The following is a 22597-nucleotide window of genomic DNA, read 5'->3' on the forward strand; positions in this document are numbered from 1 at the left end:
GAGAAAAAATGAAACTAACTGTCGAACTATCCCGTTTCCGTGTCAAGGAAGGGAAGTCAGCTGTCGTTGACCAGTGGATGGCCTTTCTCAACGAGCACATGGAAGACACCCTTCTCACTCTTGAAGGAGAGAAAATGTATGTCGAAACCATCTTCCGCGAGGTATTGGACGGACGCGAATACCTCTATTGGTACTCTGTCCAAGCCGAAGGAGGAATTGAAGTCGAAGATTCAGAATCCTATATCGACAAAAAACATTTGGAATATTGGGAAAAATGCATCGACCCGAGCTATGGTATGGTCGATTTGGATCCACAAGTTATCATGATTCCCAAGCCTGTTTATGAAACCATGGAAGAATTAGACAGACAGTACGATGAAACATTTAAAAAATGAGTTGCTCAGTACAACTCATTTTCTTTTCGGACTAATACCCAATGTAATCCGTCCTAGACGGCTGATGCGTGTCATTTTCCAAGCAGGAGACCAGACAATCTCTACCTGTGCATCGTTTATACCATCAATCGTTTTCAAGGCCGCAACCAATTCACCAGGCATAGTATCCGCACAAGAGCAACCTGAGTCTGTAAAGGTCATAATGACCTTACAAAAGCCAACTTCATCAATATTTATCTCGTAGACCAAGCCCAAATTATAAATATCCAATTCAATTTCCGGATCGTAAATAGATTCCAAAACCTCTACCAACTGTTCTGACAAAACAAGGGCTCGCTCATTGATCTGAATATCTTCTCTCATTTATCCAAACACTCCTAAAACATTTATAAAAAGTATTGTATCATAATTATTTGAAATATACTTGTCTTATCAGATGTCTTCATCTAGTTTTCAAAGTTTTCAAAGTGTACGAACCTCTGAATTCTCGCCTTGACCAATAGAAAAGATATACTTATGACCTTGAGTCAAGCTATGATAGAAGCCATGACCAGCATAAATCTGAAATACTTGCATTGTATCACTAGACTCATCTTTATAGATATGTTGATAATAAGGATTATCCGCAAAAACTGTCTTTAGATAGTCGTTCTCCACAGGTCTGGCAGTCCCTTCTACACGCACTACCTGGATAAGGTACCCTTCCTCAGAAATAGCAGTCATCGCAACTCTTTGATCCCCCATCAATTGATCATAGAAATGCGTTTCTGGGCTTGTCATAAAGAAAATCCCTTCTTCGTTTGCTGCAGTGATATGAGCATGACGAGCATGTGGATTTCCATACTCATCCAGAGTTGCAAAAACTCCAACCTTCATATCTTCCAAAATATGCATAATATCTTTTAGTTCCATGGTATCACCCCTTGAAAACACCTATTTTCTAAAGTATATCAAAAACAAGCGAAAATGTTAAGTGGGATATTGATAGAAATGGTGAAAGTGTTTCAAAAGTGTTTCATGAACAACTCCCTACTGACAGAACCATTAAAGAAGGTAGCTATGTTTGCTTCATTTTCAACCTTCAAAAGTTCCTCAATCCTTTTGATTTCCAATTGGTATAGATTTGACTCTGAACCGATTATGACATCAATCAAAATCCGTTGTAACTATAAAAACTACCTAATTATAAAAAAGCGACTCTTGAGTGCTTTGAACCGTTGATATATCGAGGTATGTAAACGTTTAGAGAATTGACTAACATTACGTGCTTTCTTAAGACCTGGTTTGAAAGATTTTTAGTTGAATAAATTTCAAAATCCTTTAAAATCAACGTTTTCACGGATTTCCAAAACTCAAAATTTCATCCAATTTCAACTAGCCTCATCAAAATAAGGTAAATTTTCAAGCAAAATAAGCAAAATCGGACCAGAAAATATAAAAGTTTCCCTTATCATGATTCTAGAAAATGAGGAAAATTAATGTATTCACTTTTGTTTTTTGTATATATCATGTATAATGTATTTACAAATACAGGAGGTATATCCGATGAATGTTTTATTACGCAAAACAGGTAACAGCACTGTTATCACTATCCCAAATGCTATTAAAGAAGCGCTTGGTGCAGAAATTGGTGAAGAAATCGAATTCGTCACTTCAGGAAATAATATCATCATCCGTAAAGCTGAGCCAACATTTGACTTTGACAAAGAGTTAGAAAAAGCTATGAACCAATACGATGAATTATTGAAAGAGCTGGTAGATAAATGAAATACCTAACTGCCGAAGACATTATCAAAATCAATGTCATGGTTATTGGAAAATATTCCCCGAAGGAACCTGTTGGGATAACTAATCCAAACAGCCTTCAAATGATTATTGAGCAGCCAAAACAAGAAATTTTTGGAAAAATACTCTATCCCGACATTTATAGTAAAGCTGCCATTATCTGGATAAACCTAATCAAGAAGCACCCATTCAAAAACGCCAACAAGCGAACTGCTGTACTTGCTTTACACATGTTTCTAGCACTGAATGGATATCAATCCAATCTTTCCTTCAACGATGGACTGGAAAAAACGATTGATATTGCTACGTTTCAAGGTGACTTCGAAGAATTAAAAGATAGGATTACCCAATTCTTAAAAGAAGAAAATCGAGTATATAAAAAATAGAAAAGTGGTTATCGACCGAAGTTGATAGCCACTTTTCTATATTCTACTGTATTCTACTGTATTCTACTGTATTCTACTGTATTCTACTGTATTCTACTGTATTCTACTGTATTCTACTGTATTCTACTGTATTCTACTGTATTCTACTGTATTCTACTGTATTCTACTGTATTCTACTGTATTCTACTGTATTCTACTGTATTCTACTGTATTCTACTGTATTCTTATTACTAATAGTATCCTGACTGCAATCATTTATCAACTAAAAGATAATACTGATTGCGGTCATTTTTACTTGAACCAAACCAAGTAATGATTTCTAGGTCACGAAGATTATGAAGTAATTTAACAACAAATGATCGACTCCTGCCTGTAAGCTCAATGGCTTTTGCGGTTGTCATTTTATTACCTGAGTTATACATATAGTGGATAATAGCCTGCTCGTCTGAGTTTAGGTTATCAAAATCAGAGAACTGTTTTTCCAAGCTGTCTCTTGTACGGAGATGTCGGCTGACAATGTTGTTCTCAAGCGTCAGGACAACCTTATTCCCAGGTTCTGAGAATTTAGGTTCATGGAGAAATGCAGATTCCATCTCCGAGTAGATACGTTTAACACCTTCATTCATCTCACGTACCCAACCGAACTCGGTCAGAGTTCGAGCAATACGTGGATTTCTCGAAAAGCGTTCATGCTTGATATTTTCAACTGTTACAATATTAGGTAACTTCCCTGGGCTATGAATCTCTAGTCGATCATCAAACATAAGCACACGAATGTGATCACCATAGACAGAATAATCACGGTGAGTTACAGCATTGACAACACCTTCAAACCAGGCAAATTCAGGATACTCAGGCAAAATTTGGAATTGCCCATTGTCATCCAAATACTGAAATTCACGAAGCTGAGTACGAATAAAATCTCGAACCTTGATAATCAAAGTTGGGAGAGCATCATCAAAAGTCACTTCCTTAATAACATTAAAACTACTACCTGTTCCCATATCCGTACCATCAAATCGCTGAAAACGAACACGAGCTTGGGGAAAGAAAGCTGACGGATACTTTCCAAAAAGTAAAATGGCGGCTTTAGTCAATTTTCCATTAACCAAAAAACGTCTAGCTTTGAGAATTTCCTCTGTGGAGCGCTCTGATAAATCAAAGTGACTTTTGAAATCCTGTACGATAGTTTCATCAATATCTTCCAGACTAGCATCAGGGACGAACTCATCTTCAAAGAAGCGTTGTCCTTTATCATAACTGAGTTGAGTCCGTTGCTCATAACTCAACTTGACAGATTCATCTCCTTGACGAAGATAAACGTCATCATTTGGTGCTGCAATCACACGATTTGATGACAATTCCACAGTGATAACTAAAATGAAATCTTCTTCACCCTTATGATTGATTACAGGGATTTCCTCAAAAGATAAATCCAAAGGAGTCTCACGCATCTCACGGTCAATCTTTTTAAAATCGTCTATGGGATAAGCCCTGCCGTCCTTGAAACCAGTGATAATATTATCCTGTTTCTCGTCCTCAATACCAATAACCAGTTGACCGCCATCCGCATTGGCAAAAGCAATCAAGTGTTTGAGAAGTTCAGACGGTTTCTTTCTGGCTGATTTTCGATCTAGGTATTGGTTTTCTGGTGAGAATTGGTAGTGGGATAGTTTACAAAATAATTCATCCTTATCTTTCAATATAAAAGCACCTCCTTACCTATGTTTCCGACTATAAATTCTATAGCTATCTCCTTCTTGATGATAGGAGGCAATTTTTTTGTTTGTCTTAAGGTATTCAAGAATCAATTCATTATAGCCGGTTATTTCTACTTTCGGTTTTTTATTATCTGTTAAAGAGGTAATAATTTCCATTAGTCTGACACTATTCAATAAAGTTAAAAGTTCAGGATAACTAATACTCAACAAAAATCAAAAACAAACCAATCAAGTGTTTTTTAACCATCGTCTACTAACAATTGGTTTTAAAATAGACCAATCTAACTCTCGTATCACTTCTTGAAGCTTGTTTATCACATCATCTAGTGTTTTAAAAGCTTTATTCTTAAACCCTCTCTTTCGAATCTCAGCCCAAACTTGTTCAATTGGATTCATTTCAGGAGTATAGGGAGGAATAAACTCAAAACCAATATTATGTGGTTTCTCTAAGGTACTTGATTTATGCCAAACGGCATTGTCCATCACTAATAAAATATAATCGTCAGGATAAGCTTCAGATAGTTGTTTGAGAAAAACATTCATCCAATCTGTATTGCAACCCCCAGCGATAATGAAGAAGGACTCTCCTGTATGGGCATCAATAGCACCATAGCAATAGCGATACTCACGAATATAGTGGCTATGTACATGCGGTCTCACCCCTTTTGGTGCCCAGGCCTTTCCAATTTTACTAATCCGACCGAAACCCGCCTCATCTTGATACATTAGTCTGACTTTATGATAGCGACGACTATTCTTGAAGCGCTTTCCTATTTTCGTGAATGAAGATTTTATTTTTAGACGCTAGAATCGTTTCGGCGTCTGCTTTTTTAGGGTGTTCTGGTCTTGGCGTCACTTTGCGCCAACCATGGCGTTTCAGAAGGGCATAGAATCCTTCCTTGGTCGTAGGGTGTCCAACCCGTTTCTGATAAGTTTCGTAGAGAGAGTTTATGGTCACAAATTCGCCATTTAGTGAAGCTGTTAACTGTTCTTTTAGAAATGCTTCCTCTTCTTGAAGGGTTAAATATTGACGGTTCCGTCCACCTCGCGTTTCTCTTACTAGAGCTGAAATCCCACCAAGCTCATACTTGCCTTGTAAGGACCAGATTGTATACTTTGAATAGCCGATAAGGTTAGTGATTTCCTTATAACTAAGCCCTTCTGCTCTGAATAGGATTACTTGAAGTCGTCTATGAAATGGGGAATAGGTTTTATCTTTCAAATAAGTTTTTAATTCGTTTGTTTGTTCGATAGTAAGTTTCATAAATCTATTATACGTTAGTTTTTGTTTTTTGAACAGTATAAAATCATCAATATAGTTCGCCAATACAAGTCGACGGTGTTCAATATCTATGGCTGTATCCTCGATGACTTCATAGAGCAAACTTTTATCAACTGAATCGATTTCATTTAAAAACTCAGAAATATAATCAGCAAATATTTTTCTAAATATTGATTTCGTACTAATCGATAAAATTTTATAATTAGAGATAAAAAATTTCAAATCTTCTTCATCAAATTTATTTTGCAAGATATAGTCAATCACCGCTGTAGAATAGTTCTTATCCGATAGGGATATGCTACTAGGAAATTTATCAATAACTTTAAATTTATCTTCATCAGTTAGCACTTCATCAAGAAGACTTATCATTTCACTTTCGTGATAAACATCCGTATCACCCTCATTTTCTAAAAGGTATCCCTCAATATATTCTATCAAATATTCAATAACATGATTTTGATAATTATCTCTGAGGAAATTCAATGTGTCTACTGAAAATTTATCCGATATACATCTTGTCCCAATTAGAATAGACATTTTTTCATCTGCAATATTTTCCAATTCAAATTCAGTGTAATGCCATCCTAATTTAGAAATAATCTCTCTGTATTTATCATTATCCAGCTGATTGCATTTAACTGTTTCTTGAAAAAATTCTTCTTGAAGTTCATCTGAAAATCCCTTGAACTCTGTTTGTAAAAAATCCAAGTGCTCCCCGTTATTTACAAATTCAATCAATCGATCATTCCAACTATGATATTCACAGAAGTAATCTAGAATATTTTTCGTACTAAATCTTGCTTTATTGAATGCAATAGCTGCGTCCTTGATTATAGCATCATCCAATTGTTCAAAATCCAAAATATTATTTTGGACTCTCTTCAAGTACTCTATTCTATTATCACTGGTTACTTCGTTATGATTAAGTAAATAATACATATCTAGCCACTTATCACATAAATTATCGCTCATATAGGGTATAAACTCTGTTACAAATCGGTCAATATTTTTTTCAATATAACTAAAGAGCTTATCAAACTTTCTAACAGTCGTAATTGGTTGTTTTATCAAACTGTCTTGTTTAAAATTATCATCCAAATAAAAAGCTAAACTTCGAACGTTTTTAACATTAACATCATAAAGATTATTGTCATAAACAAAATCACTCATCACTTTATGGCTATCTTCAAAACTTAAATCTTTAATTTTAACTTCCATAAACTTCAAATTATCTTGAATCTGAGTATTATTGAGGAGCTCGTTAAAATTATCAATAATTTCTTGGATATCTGACCAGTTACTATTTACAAAAGAGTTTATTACCTCTTGTAGTTCTTCTTGCCAACCGACTTTAGAAAAGTCAATAAATGATAACAGTAAAACAATTATCTGAATTTTTTCTTTTTCAAGAATGTCATCAGATGTCAAAAGTAATTTTAATGTTTCCTGATTTAAATCAGTTAAGTAGAGCAGGACAGAAATTTTTGCTGCAAGAGGTCGTGAGTTTTGTTGTAAAAACTTGTTAACAAATTTTACATTAGTCTCTGATAAATAACTTTCCAATCTTTTCTTACTTTCTCTCTGTAAAAGATATTCAAACAGATCAAAATTTAAGGCATAAATTCTCGTAAAATCGGAGTCATCAAGTCTTTCATTGACTTCTGCAACTTCTATCAAAGAATAATCCCAGTCGAGTTCAATCTCTCCTTGCACCGCATTTAAAAACTCTTTATCCTGCTTCTTCAGGCTATTAGGGTAAAAATAAGTAATATAGTCTGGAAAACTCTCATCTATATAGCCATTTCTCAATAAATGCATGATTAGAGAGTTTTTCTCTTTCTTTAAGTAGGAATATTCTTCCATTATAGTATCGAAAAAATGACGGTTAATGAGTACAGATAACTTTTCTGATTTAATATTTTCATACTCTTCGCGTAATTTTTCTAAATTAGAATTCAACTCATTAAGATGATTTTGATTATCTAAAGCACTCAACCGCTCTTGAAAACTAATATCATTCATCGGGAATATATCTTCTAATTCTTCTTTTCGACCATTTAGCTGAGAATAATAATCTGCTTTAACTGATTCAATTTCAGCATCTTCCGATAGAATTTCACGTATAAAATCTAGCCTATTAGGAAATTGACTCTCGGTTTTACCATTTACTCGAATAGCTACCCTTCCCTCAGGAACCTTCAGATACGTTGAATAAAGTTCAAGTTTATTCCTAGAAAATTCTTGTTCAGAAGAAATTATCTTTTCTTCTATTTTCTCAATTTCTGCTGATTTTTTATCTAGATTACGCTGTCTCAAATTATCAATCTTACTAAAAAGTTGATGAACAAATCCTGAGTCTTTCTGGAGTAATGAAAAATCTTTAGGAAAAATATTTTTATAAACAATGATTGCAAAAATTTTATCTGATGAAAGATTCAGCTTATTATTATCATTTTCTTTCTGACTAAATAAGTTATTCTTATATAAAACAAACTCATTACAGATATTATACGCCAGTCTCATATCATCAATGTAAATCGCCACTTGTTTTAACATTGTTTTACTAACACTGTGTGCTTCACCTAAATTTGTTAGTATTTCTCCTAGTTTTTCACCTGAATTAGATGAGGTAATTACTGGAATAATTGGAATGATGAAATCAAAAAATTTAGTTCTATCTTGCGAAGTAAACATATCATCTTTGATAAGATAGATGAATAAAAGTTTCTTTCCATCTTTTCTCTTATTATTAACAAGCGTATTTATTTCTCTTAGTTTCTCAAAGATTAGGTTTGTTTCAAATCGATCAATATCTTCAAAGATGACAATATCACTCTGACAGTTATCAAAGAGATATAAAACATCATCTAAATATTTATCAAAATAGGAGTCTTCTTCACTTTGAAATACTTCAATATCTCCAGAAATATTTGCCCCACGAAAAGAAAGATTTTTGATTAATCGTCTTTTTAACTGTAATTCAGATAATTTATATACTGCATAAATCATATTGCACGTTAAAATTAGATAAGCTAACAAACGAATAATACTCCCAAGGTGAGGAAAGTTTGGAAATCCTTCTCTAACTAAAATGGCTAATTGAGTATAATTCCATAGAAACATAATCGGCAATAAGAATAGTAGGAATGCAGTAGATAGTTTAAGAATTTCGGAAAATAATGGGTTTTTCTTAGACTTGAAAATAGTCATCGGGATATACTTTGCATCAATCTGATGTAACAATTGATTAATTATTTTCCCCTCAATGATATTAATTTGCTCCAGCGAATCACTATTTTCAATCTGCCCTTGAAATATTTCCAATTGAGCATTGCTCCCATTTTCAAGGTGATTCAGAGAAGAAAAGTGTGCCAACGAGATATGTAATGGTTTAAAACTTCCATTTTTACTTTTATAAGTCTCTATAAAACTACTTTTACCTGAACCATAATTTCCAGATATCGCTACATTCTTAATACCTTTATCTTCTAGTGCATAATTCATCGCTGCTTCATGCGACGCATCGATATCAACATCGTTTAATGGTGTTAACTTATTAAATTTAAATTCTGTCATCTACACCTCTGTTTTCAAATTTTCCTTACTCCATCTCCTTCACTTTACTTTCTATAAAGTCAATTTCTTCTTGAGAAAGTCCATATTTTCGGTAGAGTTGCACGTCTAACTCAGCGATTGATTGTGACCAATCAATGTCCGAGTTAGACGTAAAGTCTTGGAGTGGGACTTTCGCCCATTTATCTCTTGTAGTAGCTTGCGTAATCTTCAAAACTCCCAACATGGCTCGAGCAAACTTCGTTTTGATATACTTCAAACAAGCCTCTGCTTCCTCTTTGGTTTCAAAACCACCAATAGACAAAAAAGTCTCAGTAGCCCCGATTAGGGGTGCCCCGATTAGGGGTGTTGAAATTACTTCACCAATAGCTCCACTTCCGTTAGCTTGTGGGAAGAACACCTTGTATTTTCTAAAACTTTCTGGTGGATTTAGATAATCTTGGTTAATCCATCTGTATGTCCGATTCAAATTTTCCAATCCAAGTATTTGCACATCATTGTCAGATTGCTTTTTATCAAAATAGAGGATATCAGACAAAATCTTAAACGCACCAGAACCAACATCAAATTTGTGCCCTTTTGATTGGATATCTTCGATTTCGGGATGGTCAATGAGAGCTTTTTCTGATAATTTGTACACCCCACGTCCACTAATAATACTATCTAGGGTAGCTTTAGTCAGCGGAGCAACCTTATGTAGAATATTATTTAGGGCATCAAACGCAGTAAATGTTTCAATAGCACCAAAGTTTACATTAGCATCACGAAAAGTGACAGCAACTCCACCTTTGATATCGGTATTCGGGAAAATATTTGCTGAATTTTGTTCAAAGTAAATCACTTTGAGATGTTCATCTTCTAGCATTTTCTTATTCCATGCCTTAGGTGTACTTCCTGCATTGAACAAAAAGCGAGCTGGAGTAATCAGAACTGCTTTATCTGCCACCTCATAAGATAAGTCCATAAATTTATGATAAATAGGTGGAGCAAATGTAGAATTCTCCCCGATTGTCTCTTCCTGATACGGAGGATTTCCTATCACTACATCAAATTTCACCTTGTTAAATGCCTCCTCAACTAGTTTCTTACCTTGTTCACCATCTGTTTTTAGGGTATCTGTCAGGCTTTCTATATAAGTCACATTGGTTTTGTACTTCCGATAGCCTGTCAGTGTACGTTCAGTAATGGTTTTTGCCATTGGTGTTTTGGCAATAGCGTAGATATTATTCGCTAAAATCTCTTGATAGACTTGGTCAGCTTCAAAATGGTTGTCATCATTTTCTGCCACTCTTTGATAATACAAGCTAATGGCGCTATGAAGAGGGTAGAGACCTGTCTTCGAGTTAATGTCTAAGATTTTCGTATCTCGTTGATAGATTGATGAAGTCACTTCATTAGACACCCAGTGAAGATTTGACCTCGCACCATCTGTCGCCGACTCAAAATTATCATCATAGAAGTTCAAACCACCGACAGACTTAGATACTTGTAGATTGACCACGCGCCACGGTGTCAGTACCGTTTCCTTGTCAGGGTTTTTAAAGGTCCCAAACAACTCCGCAATCTGCTCCGCCCGCTCGATGAAGTCCAGGTCATCAAAGGATTTGGCACGCTGACGAATGATACGACCCGCTTCGATAAAGACCTCAGCATCATAATACTTGGTAATCTCACTAAACATTCCCTTGGTGAAACCTTTTGGCATGAACTCTTTCCACGATTCATCATCCACCTGCTTGATAAAGTCTTGAATGGTGATATCTTTTGATAAATCGACCGCCATGCCGTAAATCATCATTGGAATACGGATAGAAACCCCGCGTAAAATAGAAATCATATTTTTCCGCTGTTTCTTCGCTTCTTTTTGTTTTTCGATAACCTCTAGATCTTCTGCTGTTCGTTTAGCTTTTGGTTTCTTTTTAGCTTTTTCAGCTTGCTCATGCTCTTCAGTTGTCAATCCATTTTCATTAATTACAACTTTCTTAGGCGTTTTTTGACTCTGTTTCTTACCAACGATAGCATTTAGTTTGGTAAACATGCTTGCATCATCAGCGGTTAAAGTCAGAAGATTATCATTATAGAGACTGTCATCTTCGAAACCTGACCGCACTGCCTTTTCAGCATAAACTTTCTTGAGCTGTGTCAGCATTCTATCCACATCGTAGGTCTTCATTCCATTGTCTGAAGCCCCTAAGATTGGCATAAAGTTTAGAAGACGAGCCATAGCTTGCTTTTGTGCTTGCGTATTTTTCTTCCCTACACCTGAGTTAATCTGGGCACTCTCCGCCATGACAGTCAAGGCTCTATCAGGGGCAAAATCAAAAACATAACAATTCGTCTTCATTCCCAATTTCTCATGAGAAAAAGGCGTCTGGGCACGAAAGGCAGCTTGTAGGTAGTTCATGGCACTATTGGTATTTGACAAAAACAAGACGGCTGTCCACTCTGGGATATTAACACCTGTAGTTAGTTTACGAACCGTCAAGGTAATGGTTTTTGTCTGCGAAGGGTCTTTACCAATAGCAGAACGAACTTTCTCTATGTCCGCATCGTTAGCAATTCCATCATCGCTACTTGCTCCTCGAACAACGTTAACAATTTTATATTCTTTCCCGAAAATAGGGTGTTCTTTAAGCAAGCCCTCAAAAGCATTAGCTTCCTTAACACCTGGCATAAGCCAAAGCGTATGACGCAACTCTTCACGATAAGACTTCGTTGAAAAAGGGTAGTTCGTACGACTATCTGGATGTGTGATATTATCTAAGAATTGGCGAACCTCTTGCTTATAAACAAGTTGACCATCCTCAGCCACACGGAAAAATTCCCTAAAGTTGAACGATTTACTCTCATCAGAAAAACGTTCCTTATGCTTCATTTCAAAAGTGTACATCGATACTTTTGGCAAAGTTTCATAAGGATTTGGCTCACTTGGACGTTCTAATTCCCACTTCTTCTTAGCCTGTTGTTCCATGACATAGTCCCAAGTATAGACTTGCTCCTCATCAAATTGCTCCAAAAGATTGAAAGGTGTCCCAGATAGTTCAAGTATCTTTGTATGCTCTTTGACCAATTCTTTCATTACCGAATCACTAAGCTCTGTCTGAGTCCCCTCATGCGCTTCATCAATGATGATCAAATCCCAATCCACATCTGCAAAATCTTTCAGATTGGTTTGTCCGCCATTGTACCGAAGCAATTGGATTGAAGCGAAATACACAAAAGGTTTCTCACCTCGCTTCAGGTTTTCAAGCGTTTCTCCTTGATTGACTGAGCCATAATCATACCCATCAGCGCTCATCTTCATTTTCTTGAAATCATCAAACCAAGAATCCGCCACAACAGGACGATGAGTCATGATGAGCACTCTTTGAAAGGCTTCATTCTTGACCAATTGCAAGGACGTCAAGGTTTTACCAAAACGCATTTTAGCATTCCAGAGCATTCGGTCTTTTTTCTTAAAGACTTTTTGCGTCTGCTCGACCGCTGCCTCTTGTTCTGGACGAAGGGTGATAACTGGTTCTTCAATAAATGATTCTTTGGCAGTAATATTTAGATAATTTCTACCTTCTTTAACAGCTTTAATAGCAGCCTTAGCTGTCTCTAAATCCGTCTTGAACCACTCTGTTCCTTCCAGTTGTTCAGCCTGTTTAATCCCTGAACGCTTCAAGACATTATGCACATCATAATCATGAAACCAGGACTTGGTCGCCTTTTTGTAAGCAAGCTCTACCCAACCAAGCGTGTAAGGCAGACCAGATGTTTTCATGTATTGATTAATACGTTTTGGGGCAACAGTACGTAAAAAGTCACTATTTGGCGACCAATCTGTCTCAATATCATCCGAAGAAATGCTACCCTCACCAATTTTTTGAGTCCCTTCGAAGGCATTAAATAGTCCACTTTCATTGTTAACTGTTTGAATATAGATAAACTTCCGCTCAGCCGTAGTGTACATTTCTTGTGCTCTCGGTTCTAAAAAATGACCAATTGCACTGGCTTTAATATCCGGTTCAATATAGGTCAGCATGACCCAAGCTAGTATGTCAAAGACTTGTTTTAGTGATTTTAATGCATTTTCTTTTGTCGCATCTTCTGGATTAAGGACATGGGCAGAATTATTCCCTTTTCCCTTGATATCATAAAAGTGATCGACGATTGTTTTATTGGGAATAAAGTCTCTTATCTCTCTTAGTACGTCATTAAAGGTGGCGCGCTCACTAATATCTAAATATTCTCTATCGGCAACCAACCTCGCTGTATTCTCAGCAACTTTTCTCACCTTAGTCAGCGTGCCTTCATAGTCCCCATGTGTATAATTTTCTTCAGCCATATTTATGGTTCTAAAAAGCTCGGCTGTATCTATATCAATTGCCAAAAAATCAAAATTTGAAATCATAGCCTAATCTCCTAGTAAATACACTTTTTGAATGGTTATCTCTTTTATCGTATCTGCTTTTTTAACAGATTCATTCTCAATCATAAATTCATCATCTATATCAAAAAAACTCAGTTGTCCTTCCACGACTGTCCGATCGTCTTCTACTTCCTTACCCAAAAGTTCTGAAAGTGCAAAAGGAATTTTTCTTACCAAACTTGGATGACCTTTGACCAGTTGCCACTCATTGAACCTGATAGGCTCCCCTGTAACTGGATGCTGCTGAGTCAAAGTATTTCCTCTCACAATATTTTTATGAATAAGATAGTGTGCTGATTGATAGATATCATTTTTACTATTTAGTCTAGTTCCAAAAGCTTGCTCGTACCAGTCTAAATAACAAAGAAACATCCGTGAACGTGCCACTTCCAAATTATCTTCTAAAAACTCTATGCCATAGATGGACGAGAGAGCAACTAAAGACTTTGTTTTCCAATTTCGTTTGTCATACTGTCTGACCACAGCCTCTAGCTTTCTCTCTAAAATTGCTTGCAAAAAATTTCCATCGCCTGCAGATGGCTCTAAAAAGGTCTTATATACACTTTCACAAGCTTCTTTCACTCCAGGAGTATCCAGCATTTTCTGAACCATCCAAGCAGGTGTAAAGACTTCTCCATGTTTTTGAACACGTTGTTTTGATTTAATTAAGCTCTCTTCCAAAACCTACTCCTTGAAAACGTTTATATCTCCACCTATTATACCATTTTCCAACGAACACTACTAGATTTCATTAGCGCCTTATCCAAAGAAAACCTCAAATAAAATTGGTGTACAATTTTTGAAAAAATACTTTTCAAAAATTACACGAAAAAAGCACCCGTAGGGAAAACCCTGCGAGCGCTTTGAAACGTTGATATATCGCGGTATATTAACGTTTACTGAATTGTGATGCTTTACGTGCTTTCTTAAGACCTGGTTTCTTACGTTCAACCATACGAGCGTCACGTGTAAGAAGGCCTGCGCGTTTCAATGAATCGCGGAAGTCTGGGTCTACTTGAAGCAATGCACGCGCGATACCGTGACGGATCGCACCTGATTGACCACCGTAACCACCACCGTTCACGTTAACGAAAACGTCGTATGAACCTTGTGTTGAAGTTACTGCGAATGGTTGGTTGATAACCAAACGAAGGTCAGCGTGTGGGATGTACTCTTCTACATCTTTTTTGTTTACTGTGATTTTACCAGTACCTGGGACCAAACGTACGCGTGCAACCGCGTTTTTACGACGACCAGTACCTGTGTATTGTGCTTGTGCCATTTAGATTACGTCCTTTCCCTTAGATAAGACCTGAAATATCAAGTACTTCTGGTTGTTGTGCAGCGTGAGTGTGCTCGCCACCCACAAACACTTTCAATTTCATGCCTTGTGCACGACCAAGTGTGTTGTGTGGAAGCATACCTTTAACTGATTTTTCAATCAAACGAACAGCGTTTTTAGAACGCAATTCACCAGCTGTGATTGATTTCAAACCACCTGGGTGCAATGAGTGAGTGTAGTACACTTTATCAGTTGCTTTTTTACCAGTCAATTTCACTTTCTCAGCGTTGATGACGATAACAAAGTCACCAGTATCAGTGTGAGGTGTGAAAGTTGGTTTGTTTTTACCACGAAGAACGCTAGCAACTACTGCTGAAAGGCGTCCAAGAGGTACATCAGTAGCGTCTACTACATACCATTTACGTTCAACTTGGCCTGGTTTAGCCATAAATGTTGTTTTGTTCATGATTTCTCCTATACGAATCGTTTTTGTTTACTAGGCGGATGTTCCGTTCCGCGGGTATTTGGAAGGTTCCGGGGCCTTTCAAATGGGGTAAACAATACCGTATACCATTCTATCAAAACTACTGTTCTCCGTCAAGCTATTTTACTTTACTTTTTTTATTTTTTCTCCAGGCTAAAGCAAGGATAGAAAAAGCGAACAGTTACAGCAGAAAAATGACACCAAATCCCTATCTTCTTACCGATTGCCCCATTTTGAAATAGGTATGCCGCTTGCCTCTAACCGCCAAGGACAGAGCCAAGATATTTTCAGGGTCAGGCATACGACCGTAGCCCCCGTCTCCGATATGGTGGATGTCCGAGCCCACCCGCTTGTTGCTGAGCCCAAACTCCCGCACCGTCTGACTGTCCGCACTCTCCTGACTAGTCCCGATAGTCGAAATAACCAAAGCCCCACGCGCCTTGACCTGACTGACGATCGGTGCCACGATTTCCTCCCGCACACCCGGCACCGTGCCGACCGCAGGAATGAGGACACCGTCTGCCCCCAAGTCCACAAAATCTAGCAGGGCTTGACTATCCACGACCGACTCTCCCAGACCTGCACCGTGCATTTTCCCCGCAAAGATGAGGCCCTCAAAGTATTCTTTGGCAAGGCCAATAGCAGAGCGGATTGCAGCCATAGACACACCCGTAGCAGGATTGCCTGTCAGCATGATGAAGTCCACGCCAAGAACTTGGGCCTGTCGCAGACTTTCTGAACTGACCTGACGACCTGGTTTTAGAAAAACCTGCTGGTCTTGGACTTCCTGACTAGTATCCACAGGCTCCAAGTTTATCCCGACCAATCGACCCGTCAACCGCTTGATTTCAGCGATAGGATTGTCGCAGTCGTAAAAGTCAACAATCTCCGGATGAAACACATCTAATTCGTTGAGCACCAAGAGGTCGCAACCAAAAGCAGCCATCATCTCCGCATTGGTCACCCCTGCAATCAAGGGAGCCACTGTCACCACCGTTTCCCCCATGAGAATCCGACCCTCACTGGATAAAATGGACTGCTTGAGTTCCTCCTTAGTCGCTCCCACGATATCACTAGCATAGCATGACAATAACCGTTTCATAAGAACCTCCAAATTGACATTAGTTTGTAATCGTTTTCTTTTGTGTGAATAAAGAATAGAGATTATCTCTCTTTCTTATTGATGGATAGGATAGCTAGTACCCCTGTTCCTGTATGGGTGGCAATGATCGGACCCAACTCAGTCAAAAGAACATCACTGACACGGCTGTCTTCCAACAAGGTTGCTTTGATGGCTTTCGCAGCTTCCAAATCACCTGTATAGGCCACCATAACCGTAGAATGATCCAAATTATCCAAGGTCAGGTTCAGCATTTCCTTGATTCCTTTTTTACGACCACGGATTTTGGCAATGGCTTCTAACTTCCCTTCCGCATTGAGTGCAAGGAGAGGTTTGATATTGACCAATCCACCGATGAGGGCTGCCGATTTAGACAAGCGTCCACCTCGCACCAAATGATTAAGGTCATCGACCAAGAGGTAGGTCCGTAGGCGTGGGACCAAGTCCTCGATGAGCGCCTTGGTTTCAGCTAATGACTTACCCGCTGCACGTGCTTGCGCAGCTTTCATGACTAAGTAGCCTTCTCCAATGGTCGCTGCCTTTGTATCAACGATGGTGATGACTGCATCTGGATATTGGTCCATTACCATCTCTCGTGCAATGACTGCACTCTGGTAGGTCCCTGAAAGAGCTGCTGAGAAAGCGAGATAAAGCACCTCCTGACCTTCCTTGGCTGCCGCTTCAAAAACTTCTTCAAACTGACCAACATTGACCTGACTGGTCGTAGGTTGGCTGCCAGAAGCCATTTTCTCCAGTAAATCTGCTGAGGTCAAGCGGTTTTCACCGACTGTTTCATAAGTCACGCCGTCTAGGTTAATGGTCAAACCAAGCACGGTCACATCGTTTTCTTGGACCCAGCTGATTGGCAAATCCGATGTCGAATCGGTTACGATTGTAAATGTCACTCTTTCATTTCCTCCATCATTTCTTTTAAGGCTTGAAAATTCCCATCTGACCAGGGATTGAGCCGTGGGGTGTAGAGCTCTACCTGGTCCACAAACTTGTCCAAGTCCTTTTTGATGCCCCCGGTTCTCTCCTCTAACTCACGCGCCGAAACCCGTAAGGCCCCTTGTGAAAAGACCACCCATTGTTCGTTGAGGTCGCTGGTTGCGACGGAAACCTGCTTGCGACGGTCACTATTGAGCTGGGCACTAAGCCGTTCTATGTAGCTCTTCCTCCTCTGTAAAAATGACCGATACCTTGAATTCGTCATACTGCTGGCGAAGACCTGGTACATGGTGAGCATCAAAGACACAAATTACCTCAATCTGTTCAAAGGCTGCGTAGTGAGACAGGGTTCGAAGCAAGGTTGTTCTGGCCGCATCCAAGTCCCCCTTTTTAAAATCTTGCTTGGTTGCCTGCCAAAAGGCAATCATGTTGTAGCCATCTACGATGAGAACTTTTTCTTTCATTTAGATTTTCTTCCGAAATACTTCGTACATGAGTACAGCAGCTGCTACGCTGGCGTTGAGAGATTGGACATGGCCCTTCATAGGAATAGTGATCATCTCATCCACCTGCTTTTTGATATTGCTGGAGATGCCCTTGCCTTCGTTGCCAATAATAAGGGCTAGCTTGCCAGTCGTATTCCACTTGTGGCTTGGGGTTCCGTTCATATCGGTACCAAATACCCAGAAACCAGCCTCCTTGAGCTTATCAAGGGTTTGGCTGAGATTGGTTACTCGGGCGATTGGGACATGGACCACCGCACCTGTTGAGGTCTTTGCCACAACGGGCGTCACGCCAACTGCTCGGTGCTTGGGAATGATGATGCCAGCCACCTGAGTGGCATCTGCGGTCCGTAAAATCGAGCCAAAGTTGTGGGGGTCTGTCAGACCGTCCAAGATGAGAATGAGGGGATTATCTTCCTGCTCTGCCTTTTCCAAAATCACCGACAGGTCCGCATAGGCGAACTCAGAGACCCGCAGGACAAAGCCTTGGTGAACGGCACCTTCTGTCATGTCAGACAGGGTCTTCTTGGGCGTCCAAGAAATCGACACCTTCTTCTCTGCCGCCAGGGCCTTGATTTTTTCTACATTTTTTCCGCGTAAATCATCCTGGATGTAGAGCTTGTTGCCGGTGTTGGCCTCCAAACTCTCTACCACAGCATGCACGCCATATACGATATCATTTTGTTCCATGGTTTTATTATAGCATAGGTTGACTGAAAATAGGCGCTCACTATGTTCCAGCTGAAAAACTTGACCGCCTATACAATCTATGTTATCCTTAGTTCTATCAATTTGTCCGGACAAACGGAATCGAAAAAGGAGAACTTATGACACTTATTTTTGGAATCGTAGCAGGTCTGATTGCCTTTGCTATTGGTGGTTTGTGGTATGGTTTGATTTTCCGCGATACTTGGATCAAGGCTTCAGGCATTGACATGGCTAAGGTAGAAGCAGACCGTCCGGCTGGAAAAAATGGCCAGAAGGAAATGGTGATTTCCCTTGTCATTGAAGTGCTGACTGCTATCATTACTATTTTCTTCATCAAGACCCTCGGTGTTTCACCACTTCACGCGGCTGGTGGCATGGGCGTGATTGCGGTCCTTGCTTCATTGAAAAACTACGTCTTTGAGCAACGCCCTATCAACCTCATCCTCATCAACGAAAGCTACAAACTAGTCTGCTACCTGGTAGTCGGTATTATTGCTTTGTTTGCATAAAATCAACCCTCCTAGCTTTAGGAGGGTTTTGTGGTACAATAGAAACAGATTAAGACCAAAGGAGCCACCATGTCCCTCTCCCTCCGCACTATCAAACTGATTTTCGCAACCATCCTAGCCATTTACCTAGCGACCGCCCTAGGCTTGTCTTATGCGACAGCGGCTGGCATCATCGCCATTCTCAGCGTCCTCGATACCCGCAAGTCCAGCTTCAAAATGGCTCGCAACCGCCTCTTCTCCACCCTGCTAGCCCTGACCATAGCCGTCCTGACCTTCGCCCTCTTTGGCTTTGGTATCTGGACCCTGGGCATCTACCTAGCCCTCTATGTCCCTCTGGCCTACCGTTTTAACTGGGAGGCTGGCATTGCCCCCTCGACTGTCCTCGTTACCCATCTCTTGCTGGAGCAGGATATTTCGCTGATTTTTTTGGGAAATGAGCTGGCGCTTTTTCTGATTGGGGCAGGACTGGCACTCTTGTTTAACCTCTATATGCCCTCGCAAGAAAAGAAAATCGAGGTCTATCACGACCAAGTCGAAGACCTGCTCAAGCAGATTCTGCTCCGCTTTGAAGCCTTTCTGCTCAACGGCGACGGACGAAACGAGGCAGAATTGATTACGCAGCTGGATAAGACCTTGGATGAAGCCCTGAAAGTCGTCTATCTAGACCGCCACAACCAGCTCTTCCAGCAGACCAATTACCAGGTCCATTACTTTGAAATGCGGGCAGCACAAAACAAAATCCTGCGGACCATGGCAGGAAATATCAACAAATGTTTACTGAAAGGCAGAGAAAATGTCATCCTGTCCAGCCTCTTCGAACGAACAGCCCAGCAACTAAGCCGAGAAAATTCTGCCAAAGAACTGCTCCTGGACATCGAACTCTTCCATGCCACCTTCCGCGAGCGACCTCTGCCGCAAACCAGAGAAGAATTTGAAACTCGGGCCACCCTCTTCCAACTCCTACACGACATGGAGGTCTTTATTCGCCTCAAGGTTGATTTTTACGAAGTCTATAAAGACCAAGAACCGTCAGTTTAAGCCGACGGTTCTTCTACTTTTCCATGAAATTCATCTGATACTTGGTTGTGCAAATGCACGAAAGATAGGCCCATCATGACCGCATTCCCTGCAACTGCAATCATAAATTCTTCCTTAGAAGATACCTTTCCTAGCCAAATGGAGAGGATTAAAATGAGATTATAAAGCAAAATATAAAGAGCCGTTATACGAATTTTTTTCAGTAGTGTCTTCATAGGAACCTCCTGTAAGTGTTTTCTATATTTATTATATAGAATTTAATAAAAAAATCAAGTATTCATGCGTTCTCAACCCAAAAAAACCGCCAGATTTTCATCCGACGGTCAGGTGTTTTATGAACAATTTTAGAAAGGTTAGACAATCGCCTTGCTTGTTTCATCATCAAAGAAGTGTGCTTTGTTGAGGTTGAAGGTCAAGCGAACTTTGTCTCCTGGGTTGTGGTAGTCACGCGCATCGACACGAGACACAAACTCTGTGCTACCTACTTTAGAGTAGAGCATGGTTTCTGCACCGAGAAGCTCAGATACCACCACTTCTGCTTCTACGATGGAAGATGGATAAGTGTCCAATTCCAACTGAGAAGCCTTGATGTCTTCTGGACGGATACCGAGGGTAAATGATTTGCCATTGTAACCTTTTTCTTCCAAGTGCTTGCGGCGTCCTTCTGGAAGAGCTACCTTGAAGCCATCTCCAACAAGTTCACCATCTTGAAGCGTCACTGTGAAGAAGTTCATAGCTGGGCTACCGATGAAGCTGGCAACAAATTTGTTTACAGGTTTATTGTAAAGCTCTTCTGGGCTACCAATTTGTTCGATACGACCAATTGTACCTGTACCTGCTTCATTCTTAGTCGCAGACATGATAACAATACGATCAGCCAAGGTCATGGCTTCTGTTTGGTCGTGCGTTACATAGATCGTTGTTGCACCAATACGACGGTGGATTTTAGCAATCTCTGTACGCATGGACACACGCAATTTAGCATCCAAGTTTGACAAAGGCTCATCCATCAGGAATACTTTGGCATCACGGACAATGGCACGACCCATGGCAACACGTTGGCGTTGACCACCAGAAAGGTCTGCCGGCTTACGTTGTAAGAATTCTGTCAATCCAAGGATTTGTGCTGCTTCTTCCACACGTTTTTTGATTTCATCCTTGCTGTACTTACGCAATTTCAAACCAAATGCCATGTTGTCAAATACAGTCATATGAGGGTAAAGCGCGTAGTTCTGGAATACCATGGCAATGTCACGATCTTTTGGTGCCACATCGTTCATCAACACACCGTCGATGTAAGCTTCACCTTCTGTAATATCTTCCAATCCGGCAATCATACGAAGAGTAGTTGATTTACCGCATCCTGACGGACCTACGAAAACAATAAACTCTTTATCTTTAATATCTAGATTAAAGTTTTCAACGGAATAATGCTCGCTATTTGGATATTTTTTATAAATATTTTTTAAATTAAGTTGAACCATGTTCAATCCTCGCTTTCTTTGATGCCTCTATTGTAAATGAAAACGCTTTATTTTTCCATGTCAATCTGAACAAAAATATAAAAATCTTTTGTACAAGTTGCACAAAAGACTAGTAAATTCTATCTAATAAAATTTGATAACAGAAACTCAAGTCGGTCAGGTCTTTGAGCTGGAGCCCGGTCATATCCTGCCACTTGTCCAAACGGTATTGGAGAGTATTGCGGTGGATATAGAGGACTTGAGCGGCCTTGGTAACCACAGCTCCTTCTGTCCATAGGGCTAGAATGATAGCCTGCATATCCTGCTGATCAATCAGCTCCAGCATACTGGCTTTTATCAGGCTAAATTCTAAGCCTGCTCTGCCTTGTCCCCAAAGAAAGAGTTGACTAAAGGAGAGGACGGCTGACTGCTGGTAGCGTGCCCGCCAGTGAGCAAAGAGTTGAGCTTCTGCTTGATAGAGTCTAGGCCAGTGGTCTGCGATGTGTTTGGGCCAGACCTGTCCGACCAAAAGGGTCAACCGCAAGCCGAAGTCAAACTCCAAGGCCGACAGGGTATCTGCTAGAAGGGTTTGATAGTCTGTCCAAGTGCCTTGCTCCAGGATAAAGAGGTAGTCCTGAGCCGTCAGTTGCACCTGAGCTACCTGGCTGGGAAGGAGGTCGGTCATCATGGCCTGCCAAGCATCCAGCTGGGCTTCTTTTTGTGACCAAAGGTGGATATGGATAAATTGAATGGCCTCAACTGTCTGAGGAAGCCTTCCCTGATCGTGTAGATAGGACTGCCAGGGACTTGACTGGACCTGCTTTCGAGGATGTGATAGCAAGGACAAAAGGTAGCCTTCCCGATCCGTCAAGTCTGCATCAGACAAGTCCAGATAAGATCCGTCGCCCAATTGAAGTGAGCATTCACCCTCTACTTGTGACAACTTTGCCTGCGGAAACCAGCTTACAAGTTCCTTTTCGTCCATC

19 protein-coding genes and 3 pseudogenes are annotated in these 22597 nt (G+C 39.8%); 5 read left to right on the forward strand and 17 right to left on the reverse strand.

Translation table 11 applies throughout. From position 1 onward, the window contains the following. Positions 1 to 8 precede the first annotated feature (8 nt). Positions 9 to 395, forward strand: coding sequence for a DUF6176 family protein (locus K6969_RS10515; protein WP_171942704.1), 387 nt, complete (start codon positions 9 to 11; stop codon positions 393 to 395). Positions 396 to 410: 15 nt separating this feature from the next. Here the strand turns inward: K6969_RS10515 and K6969_RS10520 are convergent, their stop codons facing one another. After that, positions 411 to 758, reverse strand: a complete 348-nt coding sequence (locus K6969_RS10520; RefSeq protein ID WP_171942705.1) for a metal-sulfur cluster assembly factor — start codon at positions 756 to 758, stop codon at positions 411 to 413. A gap of 99 nt (positions 759 to 857) precedes the next feature. Continuing rightward, positions 858 to 1307: a pyridoxamine 5'-phosphate oxidase family protein gene (locus K6969_RS10525; protein ID WP_002942240.1), complete on the reverse strand. Its 450-nt coding sequence runs from the start codon at positions 1305 to 1307 to the stop codon at positions 858 to 860. A gap of 633 nt (positions 1308 to 1940) precedes the next feature. Here K6969_RS10525 and K6969_RS10530 point away from each other — a divergent pair. Together K6969_RS10530 and K6969_RS10535 are read left to right on the forward strand one after the other, a co-directional pair. Then, a complete protein-coding gene (locus K6969_RS10530) occupies positions 1941 to 2162 on the forward strand; it encodes an AbrB/MazE/SpoVT family DNA-binding domain-containing protein (RefSeq protein WP_029173896.1) in 222 nt (73 codons plus the stop codon). After that, positions 2159 to 2566 carry a type II toxin-antitoxin system death-on-curing family toxin gene (locus tag K6969_RS10535; protein WP_171942706.1) on the forward strand — a complete coding sequence of 136 codons (408 nt, stop codon included), beginning with the start codon at positions 2159 to 2161 and terminating at the stop codon, positions 2564 to 2566. The genes K6969_RS10530 and K6969_RS10535 overlap by 4 nt, the downstream gene beginning before the upstream one ends. A 251-nt stretch (positions 2567 to 2817) precedes the next feature. Here K6969_RS10535 and K6969_RS10540 read toward each other — a convergent pair whose 3' ends face one another. The 12 genes and pseudogenes from K6969_RS10540 to rlmB all read right to left on the reverse strand — a co-directional run bounded on the left by K6969_RS10540 (position 2818) and on the right by rlmB (position 18583). Then, the gene (locus tag K6969_RS10540; RefSeq protein ID WP_171942707.1) at positions 2818 to 4269 is read right to left on the reverse strand and encodes an ATP-binding protein; all 1452 of its coding nucleotides are present in this window, start codon (positions 4267 to 4269) and stop codon (positions 2818 to 2820) included. A 15-nt stretch (positions 4270 to 4284) separates the two neighbouring features. Beyond that, positions 4285 to 4443, reverse strand: a complete 159-nt coding sequence (locus tag K6969_RS10545; RefSeq protein ID WP_171942708.1) for a hypothetical protein — start codon at positions 4441 to 4443, stop codon at positions 4285 to 4287. Positions 4444 to 4515: 72 nt separating this feature from the next. Next, a pseudogene (locus K6969_RS10550) lies at positions 4516 to 5374 on the reverse strand (IS630 family transposase); the annotation flags it as partial. A 2595-nt stretch (positions 5375 to 7969) separates the two neighbouring features. Next, positions 7970 to 9145: pseudogene (locus K6969_RS12410) on the reverse strand (DNA-binding protein); the annotation flags it as partial. 25 nt (positions 9146 to 9170) lie between these two features. After that, on the reverse strand, positions 9171 to 13538 hold the full coding sequence (locus K6969_RS10555; protein WP_171942975.1) for an Eco57I restriction-modification methylase domain-containing protein: 4368 nt from the start codon (positions 13536 to 13538) through the stop codon (positions 9171 to 9173). A 3-nt stretch (positions 13539 to 13541) separates the two neighbouring features. Beyond that, the gene (locus K6969_RS10560; RefSeq protein ID WP_002942225.1) at positions 13542 to 14237 is read right to left on the reverse strand and encodes a hypothetical protein; all 696 of its coding nucleotides are present in this window, start codon (positions 14235 to 14237) and stop codon (positions 13542 to 13544) included. A gap of 208 nt (positions 14238 to 14445) precedes the next feature. Next, on the reverse strand, positions 14446 to 14838 hold the full coding sequence (gene rpsI, locus K6969_RS10565; RefSeq protein ID WP_002942223.1) for a 30S ribosomal protein S9: 393 nt from the start codon (positions 14836 to 14838) through the stop codon (positions 14446 to 14448). Between the two features lie 19 nt (positions 14839 to 14857). Then, positions 14858 to 15304, reverse strand: a complete 447-nt coding sequence (gene rplM, locus K6969_RS10570) for a 50S ribosomal protein L13 (RefSeq protein WP_024381069.1) — start codon at positions 15302 to 15304, stop codon at positions 14858 to 14860. Between the two features lie 226 nt (positions 15305 to 15530). Next, positions 15531 to 16424: a haloacid dehalogenase-like hydrolase gene (locus K6969_RS10575; RefSeq protein ID WP_171942974.1), complete on the reverse strand. Its 894-nt coding sequence runs from the start codon at positions 16422 to 16424 to the stop codon at positions 15531 to 15533. A 62-nt stretch (positions 16425 to 16486) separates the two neighbouring features. Beyond that, positions 16487 to 17347 carry a DegV family protein gene (locus K6969_RS10580; protein ID WP_029175110.1) on the reverse strand — a complete coding sequence of 287 codons (861 nt, stop codon included), beginning with the start codon at positions 17345 to 17347 and terminating at the stop codon, positions 16487 to 16489. Next, positions 17344 to 17854, reverse strand: a pseudogene (locus tag K6969_RS10585) (NYN domain-containing protein). The gene K6969_RS10580 and the pseudogene K6969_RS10585 overlap by 4 nt, the downstream one beginning before the upstream one ends. Continuing rightward, a complete protein-coding gene (rlmB, locus tag K6969_RS10590; RefSeq protein ID WP_105100549.1) occupies positions 17855 to 18583 on the reverse strand; it encodes a 23S rRNA (guanosine(2251)-2'-O)-methyltransferase RlmB in 729 nt (242 codons plus the stop codon). A 137-nt stretch (positions 18584 to 18720) separates the two neighbouring features. Here rlmB and K6969_RS10595 point away from each other — a divergent pair, with 137 nt between their 5' ends. Together K6969_RS10595 and K6969_RS10600 are read left to right on the forward strand one after the other, a co-directional pair. After that, positions 18721 to 19110, forward strand: coding sequence for a DUF1761 domain-containing protein (locus K6969_RS10595; RefSeq protein ID WP_171942973.1), 390 nt, complete (start codon positions 18721 to 18723; stop codon positions 19108 to 19110). A gap of 69 nt (positions 19111 to 19179) precedes the next feature. After that, positions 19180 to 20148, forward strand: coding sequence for an aromatic acid exporter family protein (locus tag K6969_RS10600; protein ID WP_171942972.1), 969 nt, complete (start codon positions 19180 to 19182; stop codon positions 20146 to 20148). On the opposite strand, the gene K6969_RS10605 is transcribed toward K6969_RS10600, so the two are convergent. From K6969_RS10605 to K6969_RS10615, 3 genes are all read right to left on the reverse strand, one after another. Next, positions 20145 to 20363: a hypothetical protein gene (locus K6969_RS10605; protein WP_024375727.1), complete on the reverse strand. Its 219-nt coding sequence runs from the start codon at positions 20361 to 20363 to the stop codon at positions 20145 to 20147. The two genes, K6969_RS10600 and K6969_RS10605, sit on opposite strands and share 4 nt — an antisense overlap. A 138-nt stretch (positions 20364 to 20501) precedes the next feature. Next, the gene (locus tag K6969_RS10610) at positions 20502 to 21632 is read right to left on the reverse strand and encodes an ABC transporter ATP-binding protein (protein ID WP_171942971.1); all 1131 of its coding nucleotides are present in this window, start codon (positions 21630 to 21632) and stop codon (positions 20502 to 20504) included. A 109-nt stretch (positions 21633 to 21741) separates the two neighbouring features. After that, entirely contained in the window at positions 21742 to 22596 is an 855-nt protein-coding gene (locus tag K6969_RS10615) for a helix-turn-helix domain-containing protein (protein ID WP_171942970.1), read from the reverse strand. Position 22597: the final 1 nt, after the last annotated feature.

Origin of the sequence: Streptococcus suis, from assembly GCF_019856455.1 — a bacterium.
In the GTDB taxonomy this organism is placed as follows: domain Bacteria; phylum Bacillota; class Bacilli; order Lactobacillales; family Streptococcaceae; genus Streptococcus; species Streptococcus suis_AE.